This is a genomic window from Micromonospora sp. CA-249363 (assembly GCF_050950185.1).
In the GTDB taxonomy this organism is placed as follows: Bacteria; Actinomycetota; Actinomycetes; order Mycobacteriales; family Micromonosporaceae; genus Micromonospora.
On sequence record NZ_CP192020.1, the window covers coordinates 3,115,154 to 3,127,216 of the forward strand.

The 12,063-nt window shown below is 70.5% G+C and carries 14 protein-coding genes; 10 read left to right on the top strand and 4 right to left on the bottom strand.

The features are described from left to right. The first annotated feature begins 81 nt into the window (after nucleotides 1–81). The 6 genes from dop to ACQPZK_RS14355 all read left to right on the top strand — a co-directional run bounded on the left by dop (nucleotide 82) and on the right by ACQPZK_RS14355 (nucleotide 5,070). On the top strand, nucleotides 82–1,599 hold the full coding sequence (dop, locus tag ACQPZK_RS14330; protein ID WP_433538766.1) for a depupylase/deamidase Dop: 1,518 nt from the start codon (nucleotides 82–84) through the stop codon (nucleotides 1,597–1,599). Nucleotides 1,600–1,704: 105 nt separating this feature from the next. Then, nucleotides 1,705–1,920, top strand: a complete 216-nt coding sequence (locus ACQPZK_RS14335; protein ID WP_030332902.1) for a ubiquitin-like protein Pup — start codon at nucleotides 1,705–1,707, stop codon at nucleotides 1,918–1,920. A 30-nt stretch (nucleotides 1,921–1,950) separates the two neighbouring features. Next, complete coding sequence (locus ACQPZK_RS14340; RefSeq protein WP_433538767.1) at nucleotides 1,951–2,628, top strand: endonuclease VII domain-containing protein; 678 nt, start codon at nucleotides 1,951–1,953, stop codon at nucleotides 2,626–2,628. Further along, complete coding sequence (gene prcB / locus ACQPZK_RS14345) at nucleotides 2,547–3,386, top strand: proteasome subunit beta (RefSeq protein WP_433538768.1); 840 nt, start codon at nucleotides 2,547–2,549, stop codon at nucleotides 3,384–3,386. Before ACQPZK_RS14340 ends, prcB begins: the two co-directional genes overlap by 82 nt. A 61-nt stretch (nucleotides 3,387–3,447) precedes the next feature. Beyond that, on the top strand, nucleotides 3,448–4,278 hold the full coding sequence (gene prcA, locus ACQPZK_RS14350) for a proteasome subunit alpha (protein WP_433538769.1): 831 nt from the start codon (nucleotides 3,448–3,450) through the stop codon (nucleotides 4,276–4,278). Nucleotides 4,279–4,578: 300 nt separating this feature from the next. Beyond that, on the top strand, nucleotides 4,579–5,070 hold the full coding sequence (locus tag ACQPZK_RS14355; protein WP_433538770.1) for a TetR/AcrR family transcriptional regulator C-terminal domain-containing protein: 492 nt from the start codon (nucleotides 4,579–4,581) through the stop codon (nucleotides 5,068–5,070). A gap of 16 nt (nucleotides 5,071–5,086) precedes the next feature. Here ACQPZK_RS14355 and ACQPZK_RS14360 read toward each other — a convergent pair whose 3' ends face one another. From ACQPZK_RS14360 to rfbB, 4 genes are all read right to left on the bottom strand, one after another. Further along, on the bottom strand, nucleotides 5,087–6,400 hold the full coding sequence (locus tag ACQPZK_RS14360) for a polysaccharide biosynthesis protein (protein ID WP_433538771.1): 1,314 nt from the start codon (nucleotides 6,398–6,400) through the stop codon (nucleotides 5,087–5,089). Beyond that, nucleotides 6,397–7,098 carry a glycosyltransferase family 2 protein gene (locus ACQPZK_RS14365; RefSeq protein ID WP_007459917.1) on the bottom strand — a complete coding sequence of 234 codons (702 nt, stop codon included), beginning with the start codon at nucleotides 7,096–7,098 and terminating at the stop codon, nucleotides 6,397–6,399. Before ACQPZK_RS14365 ends, ACQPZK_RS14360 begins: the two co-directional genes overlap by 4 nt. Then, on the bottom strand, nucleotides 7,091–7,462 hold the full coding sequence (locus ACQPZK_RS14370; RefSeq protein WP_007459918.1) for a DUF2304 domain-containing protein: 372 nt from the start codon (nucleotides 7,460–7,462) through the stop codon (nucleotides 7,091–7,093). The genes ACQPZK_RS14365 and ACQPZK_RS14370 overlap by 8 nt, the downstream gene beginning before the upstream one ends. A gap of 166 nt (nucleotides 7,463–7,628) precedes the next feature. After that, nucleotides 7,629–8,630 carry a dTDP-glucose 4,6-dehydratase gene (gene rfbB / locus ACQPZK_RS14375; RefSeq protein ID WP_433538772.1) on the bottom strand — a complete coding sequence of 334 codons (1,002 nt, stop codon included), beginning with the start codon at nucleotides 8,628–8,630 and terminating at the stop codon, nucleotides 7,629–7,631. An 89-nt stretch (nucleotides 8,631–8,719) separates the two neighbouring features. On the opposite strand from rfbB, the gene rfbA reads away from it, so the two are divergent. The 4 genes from rfbA (at nucleotide 8,720) to ACQPZK_RS14395 (ending at nucleotide 11,916) form a co-directional block, all read left to right on the top strand. Then, nucleotides 8,720–9,607 carry a glucose-1-phosphate thymidylyltransferase RfbA gene (rfbA, locus tag ACQPZK_RS14380; protein ID WP_355053027.1) on the top strand — a complete coding sequence of 296 codons (888 nt, stop codon included), beginning with the start codon at nucleotides 8,720–8,722 and terminating at the stop codon, nucleotides 9,605–9,607. Beyond that, nucleotides 9,604–10,227, top strand: a complete 624-nt coding sequence (gene rfbC, locus ACQPZK_RS14385) for a dTDP-4-dehydrorhamnose 3,5-epimerase (protein WP_433538773.1) — start codon at nucleotides 9,604–9,606, stop codon at nucleotides 10,225–10,227. The genes rfbA and rfbC overlap by 4 nt, the downstream gene beginning before the upstream one ends. A 68-nt stretch (nucleotides 10,228–10,295) precedes the next feature. Next, the gene (pafA, locus tag ACQPZK_RS14390) at nucleotides 10,296–11,654 is read left to right on the top strand and encodes a Pup--protein ligase (RefSeq protein ID WP_074309747.1); all 1,359 of its coding nucleotides are present in this window, start codon (nucleotides 10,296–10,298) and stop codon (nucleotides 11,652–11,654) included. Nucleotides 11,655–11,721: 67 nt separating this feature from the next. Beyond that, nucleotides 11,722–11,916, top strand: coding sequence for a hypothetical protein (locus ACQPZK_RS14395; protein WP_433538774.1), 195 nt, complete (start codon nucleotides 11,722–11,724; stop codon nucleotides 11,914–11,916). The last annotated feature ends 147 nt before the right edge of the window (nucleotides 11,917–12,063 follow it).

Below are 12,063 nucleotides of genomic sequence, written 5' to 3' on the forward strand. Positions count from 1 at the left end.
CCGGCGCGCCCCCCTCGCCGAACAGTCGGACTACGCTCGACGTGACGGGGACCGGGTCGGGCGAGCGAAGCGGGTAGGTCGATGAGCGTAAGACGGATCATGGGCACCGAGGTCGAGTACGGCATCTCCGTGCCCGGCCAGGCCGGAGCGAACCCGATGGTCACCTCGTCCCAGGTGGTCAACGCCTACGGGGCCCGGCCCGAGCTCAACCGCGGTGGCCGCGCCCGCTGGGACTACGAGGAGGAGTCGCCGCTGCGCGACGCCCGCGGCTTCACCTACTCCGGAGCCGCCTACGACCCCGCCGAGGCCCTCGCCGACGAAGACCTGGGCCTGGCCAACGTGATACTCACCAACGGCGCACGCCTCTACGTGGACCACGCGCACCCCGAATACTCCACCCCCGAGGTCACCACCCCCCGCGACATCGTGCGCTGGGACAAGGCCGGCGAGCGGGTGATGGCCGAGGCCTCCCGCCGGGCCGCCACCATCCCCGGCAGCCAGCCCATCCACCTCTACAAGAACAACACCGACAACAAGGGCGCGAGCTACGGCGCGCACGAGAACTACCTGATGCGCCGGCAGACCCCCTTCGCCGACATCGTGGCGTACCTGACGCCCTTCTTCGTCACCCGCCAGATCGTCTGCGGCGCCGGCCGCGTCGGCATCGGACAGGACGGCGGCCAGAGCGGCTTCCAGATCTCCCAGCGTGCGGACTTCTTCGAGGTCGAGGTCGGCCTCGAGACCACCCTCAAGCGACCGATCATCAACACCCGCGACGAGCCGCACGCCGACGCCGACAAGTACCGCCGGCTGCACGTCATCATCGGCGACGCCAACCTCTCCGAGATCTCCACCTACCTCAAGGTCGGCACCACCGCGCTCATCCTCACCATGATCGAGGAGAAGGCGCTCGGCGCCGACCTCGGCATCGCCGACCCGGTCAGTGAACTGCGCGCGGTCAGCCACGACCCCACCCTCACGTACCTCATGCGGCTGCGCGACGGCCGCCGGCTGACCGCCCTGGACGTGCAGTGGGCGTACCTCGAACGGGTGCGGTCCTTTGTCGAGGACCGTTACGGCGCCGACGTCGACGAGCAGACCGCCGACGTGCTGGACCGGTGGGAGAGTGTCCTGGACCGGCTCGGCCGCGACCCGATGCTCTGCGTGGACGAGCTGGACTGGGTGGCCAAGCTGCGGCTGCTGGAAGGCTACCGGGAGCGGGAGAAGCTCGGCTGGGGCTCGCACAAGCTCCAGCTCGTCGACCTGCAGTACTCCGACGTACGCCCGGAGAAGGGCCTCTACAACCGGCTCGTCTCCCGTGGGGCGATGAAGACGCTGCTCACCGACGAGGAGACCCGCAGCGCCATGACCGAGCCCCCCGAGGACACCCGGGCCTACTTCCGGGGCCGCTGCCTCGCGCAGTACGCCTCCGAGGTCGTCGCCGCGAGCTGGGACTCGGTCATCTTCGACGTGGGTCGGGAGTCGCTGGTCCGGGTGCCGATGATGGAACCGGAGCGGGGCACGCGCGCCCACGTCGGGGCCCTGTTCGACCGCTGCGCGAGCGCCAAGGATCTGCTGGAGACCCTGACCGGCGGCTGAACGCGACAACCGAATGCCCGCCGTGCGCCGCAAGCCGGCGCGCGGCGGGCTTTTCGTCGTCCGGGCGAGGTAAGTTCATCGCAGACGATCGTGGAGGAGGCAGCAATGGCCACTCATGACAGCGGCGGCCAGTCGCAGTCCGGCAAGTCCCGCCAGGGCGAGGAGATCGAGGACGTCACCACCGAGGCGAACCCCGAGGTGGCCGAGCGGCACGCCGAGATCACCGAGGACGTCGACGACCTGCTCGACGAGATCGACTCCGTCCTGGAAGAGAACGCCGAGGAATTCGTGAGGGGTTACGTACAAAAAGGAGGTCAGTGAACATATAGGGTTAATTCGGACATGCCTTACATGAGTGATGACCGCGATGGGCTTCGCCGCTGTCGAGACTGCGGCGAATGGAAGTCGCTCGATGACTTCTGCGCCAGTTCGAAGAGGCCGGATGGGCGGGGCAGCTATTGCAAGCCCTGCTTCAACGAACGGTCCAAGGCCAGTTACGCGCGTCGGGTGAAGGCCAAGTTCGACCGTGAGGTGCGGGCAGGCCGCGTCGTCCCAGAGGGGCACAAGTTCTGCCCGGCGTGCGATGCGGTCAAGCCGTTCGATGCGTTTCCCCGGAACCGGGCGGACAGCTCCGGGTATGCCAGCTACTGCAAGCCCTGCCACAACGCGAAGACCAGAGAAACGAAAGAGCGGCTGTACGGGGGTAACCGCGAATACCACCTGCGGCAGCGCTATGGCATCGGGGAGAGGGACTTTCAGGAGCTCCTGGCCGAGCAGGGCGGGGTCTGCGCGATCTGTGGCGGCGCGGACCCGCAACATCTGGACCACGATCATCGCACCGGATGGGTGCGCGGGATACTCTGCTTCAACTGCAACGGTGGTCTTGGCCAGTTCCGTGACAGTCCTACGAGGCTGGCCAGGGCGATCACGTACCTGAGAGGAACCACGTGGCAGCGGGCTTTGATCCATCCGGGCGTCTACCAGATGTGTTCACCAACGCGGGGACGTCCTCCTTCACCACGTTTCTGAGCCGGGTGGCGCCCGAGATGCTGCCCGGTCGTCGGCCGCTGCCGCCGGGCATGGCCGCGGACCTGGCGCCGCACGCGACGACCATCGTGGCCATCTCGGCCGCCGGTGGCGTGGTGATGGCCGGCGACCGGCGGGCCACCATGGGCAACCTGATCGCCCAGCGCGACATCGAGAAGGTGCACCCCGCCGACGCGTACTCGCTGGTCGGCATCGCGGGCACCGCGGGCATCGGCATCGAGCTGATGCGACTGTTCCAGGTGGAGTTGGAGCACTACGAGAAGATCGAGGGCGCGATGCTCTCGCTCGACGGCAAGGCCAACCGGCTGGCGTCGATGATCCGGGGCAACCTGGGCGCGGCCATGCAGGGCCTCGCCGTGGTCCCGCTGTTCGCGGGCTTCGACCTGGCCGCCAGTGACCCGGCGCGGGCTGGACGGATCTTCAGCTTCGACGTGACGGGTGGGCCGTACGAGGAGACCGGGTACGACGCCATCGGCTCCGGCTCGCTCTTCGCCAAGTCGGCGCTGAAGAAGCGTTTCCGGACGGGCCTGTCTCTCGAGGACGCGACCCGGCTCGCGGTCGAGGCGCTCTATGACGCGGCCGACGACGACACCGCGACCGGCGGGCCGGACCTGACGCGCCGGATCTATCCGGTGGTGATGACGGCTACCGCCGAGGGCACCCGCCGGTTGACCGACACCGAGACGGCGGCGATCGCCGAGGGTGTGGTCGCCGGTCGGATGGAGAACCCGGGCGGATGAGCGCCGTCCACCCCCACCAGTCAGCAGTCGTCAGCACAGCGCCGTAAGGAGAACCGCCGCCGTGGCCATGCAGTTCTACGCCTCGCCCGAACAGATCATGCGCGACCGCTCCGAGCTGGCCCGCAAGGGCATCGCCCGGGGTCGCAGCGCGGTGGTCCTGAGCTACTCCGGCGGGGTGCTCTTCGTCGCGGAGAACCTCTCCAGCGCCCTGCACAAGGTCAGTGAGATCTACGACCGGATCGGCTTCGCCGCGGTCGGCCGGTACAACGAGTTTGAGAACCTGCGCCGCGCGGGTGTGCGGATGGCCGACCTGAACGGCCTCAGCTACGACCGGCGTGACGTGACCGGGCGGGCCCTCGCCAACGCGTTCGCGCAGACGCTCGGCGCGATCTTCACCGAGCAGTCGAAGCCCTTCGAGGTGGAGATCTGTGTGGCGGAGGTCGGGGCCACCGCGGACGACGACGAGCTGTACCGGCTCACGTACGACGGGTCGGTCAACGACGAGCCGGGCCGGATGGCGATGGGTGGTCAGGCCGAGGCGATCACCGGTGTGTTGAAGTCGCAGCACCGGGCGGACATGTCGCTCGGCGAGGCGGTCCGGGTGGCGGTGCAGGCGTTGAGCACGGCCGGCGGTGAGGGTGGCGCGGCCCGTACGATCGCCGCGAACCAGCTCGAGGTGGCGGTGTTGGACCGTCAGCGGGTGGGGCGTACGTTCCGGCGGATCACGGGGGCGGCGCTGACGGCGCTGCTCGACGGTGATGTCGCGGCGGCGGAGGAGCCGGCCGAGGCGGGTGGGCCGGACACGCCGGCGCAGCCGACCACGGAGGCGCACAAGCCGACGACGTCGGCGGGCTCGGCCGACCTGGAGGACAAGCCGGCGGACGGCAAGTAGCACCTGAGGTGTAGCGGCGGGCGGCCCGGAAACCGGGCCGCCCGCCGCGTGCGTGTACCACCCCGCACACGCCCCCGCCCAGCCCCCGAGCCCCTGCCCGCCCGCCCCGCCTCCGCTCGCCGATCTTGCACTTGCGGTTGTCTCTAAGTGGCATTTGTGCGTGTTGGTTCCGACAGAAAGTGCAAGATCGGCGGAGACGTTCGCCGGGGTCGCTGCAGAGGTAGGTGGCGCCGTGGGCGCGGTAGAAGAAGATCTCGAAGCGGCGGGGTCGTCCGGTGTGGCATCGCCGAGGAAGCCGGGGTGTCGAAGGCGACCCTGTTCAAGCAGTTCCCGACGAAGGCGGCCCTGTTCGACGCCATCGTCATCGACTCCTGGGCCGGTGAGGATGACGCGGAGGTGCCGTCCGTGGGTGACCTCGCGGCCGGTCTGACCGCGCTCGGGCGGCACTATGCGGCGCTGCTGGGCCGGCCGGGGATGGTGGACCTGTTCCGCATCGTCATCGCCGAGTTGCCCCGCTTTCCGGAGCTGGCCAGGGCGCACTTCGCGGAGGGAAAGCTGCCGTACTTCGAGACGGTTCGGACCTACCTCGTGGCCGAGCGCGGCGCGGGGACGGCGGACATCGCGGACCCGCAGATGGCCGCCACACAGTTCCTCGGCATGATCTCCAACTACCTGTTCTGGCCGAGCCTGCTGGTCCCGGGATGGACGGTGACCCCGCAGCGCGTGACCGCGGTGGTGGACGACGCCGTCCGCACCATGGTCGCGCGTTACGCCCGGCACCCGGACCGATGAACCCCGCACCCATTGGTCAGGGGGCGCTGGTTACCCCCGGTGCGACCGCCTCGCGGGCGGCGGTGGTGTGCACCGCCGCCGGGCCGCCGGTGCGGGTGCCGCGGAGCAGGGCGGCCATCGTGGCGGCGACCACGACGGAGCCGATGGCGTAGCCGAGCTCGACCCGCAGCGCGGTCGCCACGGGGGCCAGGGTGGCGGCGACCAGCGCGGCCACGCCGACGGCCCAGGCGACGGCCTGTGCCCGGTGCCGGTCCTGTGCGAGCAGCGCCTGACCGAGGACCATCGCCCAGAGGTAGGCGAGGGTGGCCGCGGCGAGCCAGGCGAAGTCGCCGTGGCCGAGGACGTCGGGCGCGTCGAAGAGGGTCTGCACCAGCCACGGGCCGAGCAGGACGGCGAGCACGGCGCCGGTGAGGCCGAGCGCGGTGACGATGCCCAGGGCCCGCCGCAGGAGGCTGTTGAAGGCCCCGCGGTCGCCGGTCGCGGCGGAGGTGGCGAGGCCGGGCAGCAGGGACGCCTGGAGCGAGGCGAAGACGAACAGCGGGATCCGGACCAGCACCAGCGCGGAGAGCAGCGCGCCGGCGGTGGCCACGTCGGAGGGGTCCAGCACCTTGACGTTGATCACGCCGATGTTGACGACGACCTGGGCGAGCAGGCTGGAGGTGATGAGCAGGCCGAGGCCGCGCAGGAACGCGGCCCAGGCGACGGGGACGCCGCCGCCGACGGCCCGCAGCACCGGCGGAGCGGTGAGGGCTACGCCGATCAGCGGCGCGGCGATCAGCACCGCGCCGAACCAGACGGGGGAGGTGACACCGGTCAGGCCGAGCAGGGCGACGAGGACGATGCGCAGGCCGCCGTCGACGCCGAGTTGGGTGCCGTACCAGGGGAACAGTTGCAGGCCGGAGAGCACGCCGCGGGTGGTGTGCGCGACGGCGAGCGCGGCGAGCGACCCGATGAGGACGGCGACCATGCGGCCGTCGCCGGCGAAGAGCCGGTCGGCGAGCGGCGCCCGGGCGACGATGATCAGCGCGACGACCGCGGCGAGCAGGCCGAGGGCCAGGGCGGCCCCCCGGGCCAGAACGGGTCCGGGGGTGCCGCCCTGACTGTGCCGGCCGGCGACGAGGCGGGCGACCTCCTGCTCGACGGGCATGAACAGGCCGATGCCGAGGGTGAAGACGATCGTCCAGAGCGCCGCGAGTGACGAGTAGTCGGCCTCGGTGAGGCTGTGCCCGGCGACGGCCAGGTGGACGTAGGACGCCAGCCCCAGCAGGGCCAGGCCGGCGCCGACGGCGACGGTGCCCGGCGGGACCAGACTCAGCAGCCGCCGGATCACCGGCGGATGAGCGCCAACGTGAGAACGGCGAACGCCCGACCGAGGTAGATCATGGCCTTGGCCGGGGAGTGGCTGGGGGTGCCGGCCATCCGCTTGCGCATGGCCACCGGCACCTGGCGGATGGTGTAGCCCCGCCGGGCGGTGTGCACGAGCGTCTCGACCGTGTCGCCCAGGTACTCCACCGGGTACCAGGTGGCGAACATGTCGATCACCCGGCGGTTGGCGGCCCGGAACCCGGAGGTGGTGTCGGTGAGCTTGGTGCGGGCGACGCGGGAGAGGACGCCGGAGAGCATGACCATGGCCCAGCGGCGGGGGCCGCGGACGCTGTAGTCGCCCTCGCCGGCGAACCGGGCGCCGATGACCAGGTCGGTCTCGTCGAGCAGGTCGACGAGCTTCGGCACGTACCGGGGGTCGTGCTGGCCGTCCGCGTCGATCTGGATGGCCACGTCGTAGTCGTGGTCGCGGGCGTACCGGTAGCCGAGGCGCATGGCGCCGCCGACGCCGAGGTTGTACGGCAGCTTGGCGACCCGGGCGCCGGCGGCGGCGGCGACGGCGGCGGTGCGGTCGGTGGAGCCGTCGTCGACGACGAGCACGTCGACGCCGGGAAGCTCGCCGCGGACCTCGCCGACGACGTCGGCGATGGAGCCGGACTCGTTGAGCGCGGGGATGATGATCAGGACCCGCTTGCCGTTAACCATCGTGCGACACCAGTTCGTCTCGGGCCGCCCGGTCCGCGTCGATCTCGGCGCGGAGCAGGGCGAAGTCTTCTGCCAGGGTCCGGGTCTCTTCCTCCAGGGCGCTGACCTCCCAGCTGAGGTGCACGCAGACCAGCAGCAGGAAGACGATGCCGAGGAAGAGCACGAGGCTCACGCCGGACTGGACGCCGAGCAGTTCGGCGACGTTGTCCAGCAGGCGGGGGAAGAGCGACAGCGGAATGACGATCACCAGGACGCAGAGCCAGAGCATGCCGTACTTCTCGCGGAGCTGCCGGCGGCGCAGCAGCTCGACGATCGTGGCCAGCAGTATCAGGCCGGTCAGGCCGGTGACGAGGGTGAGCTTCATGCGACCTTCCACGGGGCGGGTGGAGCGGCGGAGGCGTACGCGGCGGCCAGGGTGGTGCGCGTGCCCGGACGGGGTGGCACACCAGCGGCGGCCCAACGGCCGTTCCCTAGCAGACTGTACGCCGATCGGGGGGCGGAACGGGGGGACCGAACGTGGGGGTTCGCCCTCATGCGGTCGGCGCCGCCTTGAGCGGCTCCCACCAGGCGCGGTTGTCGCGGTACCACCGCACGGTCTGCGCCAGACCGTCGGCGAGTTCGATGCTCGGGGCGTACCCCAGCTCTTGGTTGATCTTGGTGATGTCCAGCGAGTAGCGGCGGTCGTGGCCCTTGCGGTCGGCGACCGGGACGACCCGGTCCCAGCCGGCGTCGCAGGCCTCCAGCAGCAGGCCGGTCAGCTCCTTGTTGGTGAGCTCGGTGCCGCCGCCGATGTTGTAGACCTCGCCGGCGCGGCCCTTCTGCTGCACCATCGCGATACCCCGGCAGTGGTCGTGCACGTGCAGCCAGTCGCGGATGTTGCCGCCGTCGCCGTAGAGCGGGACGGTGCCGCCGTCGAGCAGGTTGGAGACGAAGAGCGGGATGACCTTCTCGGGGAACTGGTACGGCCCGTAGTTGTTGGAGCAGCGGGTGACCACCACGTCCATGCCGTGGGTGCGGTGGTAGGCCAGCGCGAGCAGGTCGGAGCCGGCCTTCGAGGCCGAGTACGGCGAGTTGGGGGCGAGCGGCCAGGTCTCCGTCCAGGAGCCCTCGTCGATCGAGCCGTACACCTCGTCGGTGGAGACGTGCACGAAGCGGCCGGTGCCGTGGCGCAGCGCCGCGTCGAGCAGCGTCTGCGTGCCGAGCACGTTGGTGGTGACGAACGGCGCGGCACCGGCGATCGAGCGGTCGACGTGCGACTCGGCGGCGAAGTGCACGATCACGTCGTGCCCGGCGACCACCTCGTCGACGACGGTCGGGTCGCAGATGTCGCCCTGCACGAACCGCAGCCGCGGGTCGTCGCGCACCGGGTCGAGGTTCGCCAGGTTGCCCGAGTAGGTGAGCTTGTCGAGCACGGTCACGCCGGCCGGGTCGAGCGCCGGCACCCCCGCGGCCGTGCCACCGGGCACGCCCAGCAGCATGCGGACGTACTCCGAACCGATGAATCCGGCACCGCCGGTGACGAGGATCCTCACGGGTCCAGGAGTGTACGCGAAGGCGCGCGCGGGTATGTCGGCGGCGACCTGCGACATGCCGTCGGGCTGGTTGCGGCTAAGCTCCCCAGGTGCGCGGAATTCTACTCGCCGGCGGTACCGGTTCCCGGCTCTGGCCGATCACCCGGGCAGTGTCCAAGCAACTGCTGCCGGTCTTCGACAAGCCGATGATCTACTACCCTCTCTCCACCCTGATGATTTCCGGGGTGCGGGAGATCCTGGTGATCACCACACCGGAGGACCAGGACCAGTTCCGCCGACTGCTCGGCGACGGCAGCCAGTTCGGGCTGCGGCTGGAGTACGCGACGCAGGACCGCCCGGAGGGCATCGCCCAGGCGTTCCTGCTGGGCGCGGACTTCATCGGCGCCGAGTCGGTGGCCTTGATCCTCGGCGACAACATCTTCCACGGCGTCGGCCTGGGTCGGCAGCTCGCCGCTCACAGCGAGGTTGTCGGCGGCCGGATGTTCGCCTACCCGGTGGCCAACCCCCAGGAGTACGGCGTGGTGGAGTTCGACGCCGAGGGGCGGGTGCTCTCGATCGAGGAGAAGCCGGCCCGGCCGAAGTCCCGCTACGCGGTGCCCGGGCTCTACTTCTACGACAACCGGGTGGTCGACATCGCCGGCAAGCTCACCCCCAGTGCCCGGGGCGAGCTGGAGATCACGGCGGTCAACGAGGTGTACCGGGAGACCGGCGAGCTGTCCGTCACCCTGCTCGACCGGGGTACCGCCTGGCTGGACACCGGCACGCACGCCTCGATGATGCAGGCCGGCGAGTTCGTCCGGGTGATCGAGGAGCGACAGGGTCTCAAGATCGGTTGTGTCGAGGAGGTGGCCTGGCGGGCCGGCCTCATCGACGACGACCAGCTGCGGGTGCTCGCCGAGCCACTGGTCAAGAGCGGGTACGGCGAGTACCTGTTCGGGCTGCTGGCCGAGAAGAACGAGGGGCGCGTGGGCCGGTGAAGATCCGCGAGCTGAGCATCGAGGGCGCCTGGGAGATCAGCCCCCAGCAGCACGGCGACCCGCGCGGCATGTTCATGGAGTGGTACCGCTTCGACAAGCTCGCCGAGGCGGTCGGGCACCCGCTGCGCCTCGCCCAGGCCAACCTGTCGGTCTCCGCGCGCGGCGTGGTGCGCGGCATCCACTTCGCCGACGTACCGCCCGGGCAGGCCAAGTACGTGACCTGCGTGCGCGGCGCGGTTCTCGACGTGATCGTTGACCTGCGGATCGGCTCGCCGACCTTCGGCCGTTGGGAGGGCGTCCGGTTGGACGACACCGACCGGCGGGCCGTCTACCTCAGCGAGGGGCTGGGGCACGGGTTCTGCGCGCTGACCGACGACGCGACGCTCAGCTACCTGTGCTCGGCCACCTACAACCCGACCGGTGAGCACGCGGTGCACCCTCTCGACGAGGAACTGGGCATCGAGTGGCCCGCCGACACCCCGCTGCTGTCCGCCCGCGACGACGCCGCGCCGACCCTCGCGCAGGCGCGCGAGAGCGGCCTGTTGCCGGAGTACGACGCCAGCCGGCGGTTCGCGGCCAGCCTCGGCCCGGACGGAATGTCGCACTCAGCCGGTATGTGACCATCCCTCGGGCACGACCTGTGGTGTGACAGTGACGAACCGGGCCTCCGGGCGGCTAATGTCTCATCATGGAGCGGCGAATCTTCGGCCTCGAGACCGAGTACGGCGTCACCTGCACCTATCGCGGGCAGCGGCGGCTGTCCCCGGACGAGGTCGCGCGCTATCTGTTCCGGCGCGTCGTGTCCTGGGGTCGGTCGAGCAACGTCTTCCTGCGCAACGGGGCCCGTCTCTACCTGGACGTCGGGTCGCACCCGGAGTACGCGACACCGGAGTGCGACTCGGTGACCGACCTGGTGGCCCACGACCGGGCCGGCGAGCGGATCCTGGAAGGGCTGCTCGTCGACGCGGAGAAACGGCTGCACGACGAGGGCATCGCGGGTGAGATCTACCTGTTCAAGAACAACACCGACTCGGCCGGCAACTCGTACGGCTGCCACGAGAACTACCTGGTCTCCCGGCACGGAGAGTTCGGTCGGCTCGCCGACGTGCTCATCCCGTTCCTGGTGACCCGGCAGTTGATCTGCGGGGCCGGAAAGGTGCTGCAGACCCCGCGCGGCGCGGTCTACTGCCTCTCGCAGCGGGCCGAGCACATCTGGGAGGGCGTCTCGTCGGCGACCACCCGCAGTCGCCCGATCATCAACACCCGCGACGAGCCGCACGCCGACGCCGAGCGTTACCGGCGCCTGCACGTGATCGTCGGTGACTCGAACATGAACGAGGTCACCACGCTGCTCAAGGTCGGCACCGCCGACATCGTGCTGCGGATGATCGAAGCCGGCGTCGTCATGCGGGACCTGTCGCTGGAGAACCCGATCCGGGCGATCCGCGAGGTGTCGCACGACATCACCGGCCGCCGCAAGGTGCGCCTGGCCTCGGGCAAGGAGGTCAGCGCCCTGGACATCCAGCAGGAGTACCTGGCCAAGGCCACCGAGTTCGTCGAGCGTCGGGGCGGCGACCAGGCCGCCAAGCGGGTGGTCGAGCTGTGGGGCCGGGTGCTCAACGCGGTCGAGACCGGTGACCTGGAGCCGGTGTCACGCGAGATCGACTGGGTCAGCAAGTTGCGGCTCATCGAGCGGTACCAGCGCAAGCACGACCTGCCGCTGTCACACCCCCGGGTGGCGCAGATGGACCTGGCGTACCACGACGTGCGCCGTGGCCGTGGCCTCTACGGGCTGTTGGAGCGCCGCGGCGAGGTGGACCGCGTCGCCACCGACCCGGAGATCTTCGAGGCCAAGGAGACCCCGCCGCAGACCACCCGGGCGCGGCTGCGCGGCGAGTTCATCCGGCACGCCCAGGAGAAGCGGCGCGACTTCACCGTCGACTGGGTGCACCTGAAGCTCAACGACCAGGCGCAGCGCACCGTGCTCTGCAAGGACCCGTTCCGGGCGTACGACGAGCGGGTGGAGCGGTTGATCGCCAGCATGTGACGGGTCCGCCGGCCCCGACGGTGGTGTACGCCGCCGGGGCCGGCGCAACCGGTAGGCTGAGCGCGCCATGACGACTTCTGGATCATCCGACCCGTCCGAGCGCGGTGCCGCGCGGCAGAACTGGGTCGAGCGCCGGCGGGAGAAGATCCGCTCCGAGATCGAGCGCAACCGGCGCGGTGAGTACACCGTGCCGACCTGGGTGCTGGCCGTGGCGCTGGCGCTCATCGTGGGCGGCTGGCTCGCCCTGATCTTCCTCTCCTGATCCCGCCCCGCGCCGTCGCGCGCGGTGTCCCTCGCTGTCCCGTCGGGGCCAGCGGTTGGCCCGGCCGGGTCGCCGCCCCGGGTATCCACCGGCCGTCGCCGGCAGGTCCGTCTGCCTCGGCGGCGGCACGAGGACGCGACGACGCGG

What these genes read in the sequence shown, in the direction of transcription:
- ACQPZK_RS14395 (WP_433538774.1), top strand. Translation starts at nt 11,722, where the DNA reads ATGACGACTTCTGGATCATCCGACCCGTCCGAGCGCGGTGCCGCGCGG.
- ACQPZK_RS14340 (WP_433538767.1), top strand. Translation starts at nt 1,951, where the DNA reads ATGAGTGATGACCGCGATGGGCTTCGCCGCTGTCGAGACTGCGGCGAA.
- ACQPZK_RS14370 (WP_007459918.1), bottom strand. Translation starts at nt 7,462, where the DNA reads ATGAAGCTCACCCTCGTCACCGGCCTGACCGGCCTGATACTGCTGGCC.
- dop (WP_433538766.1), top strand. Translation starts at nt 82, where the DNA reads ATGAGCGTAAGACGGATCATGGGCACCGAGGTCGAGTACGGCATCTCC.
- ACQPZK_RS14335 (WP_030332902.1), top strand. Translation starts at nt 1,705, where the DNA reads ATGGCCACTCATGACAGCGGCGGCCAGTCGCAGTCCGGCAAGTCCCGC.
- pafA (WP_074309747.1), top strand. Translation starts at nt 10,296, where the DNA reads ATGGAGCGGCGAATCTTCGGCCTCGAGACCGAGTACGGCGTCACCTGC.
- ACQPZK_RS14365 (WP_007459917.1), bottom strand. Translation starts at nt 7,098, where the DNA reads ATGGTTAACGGCAAGCGGGTCCTGATCATCATCCCCGCGCTCAACGAG.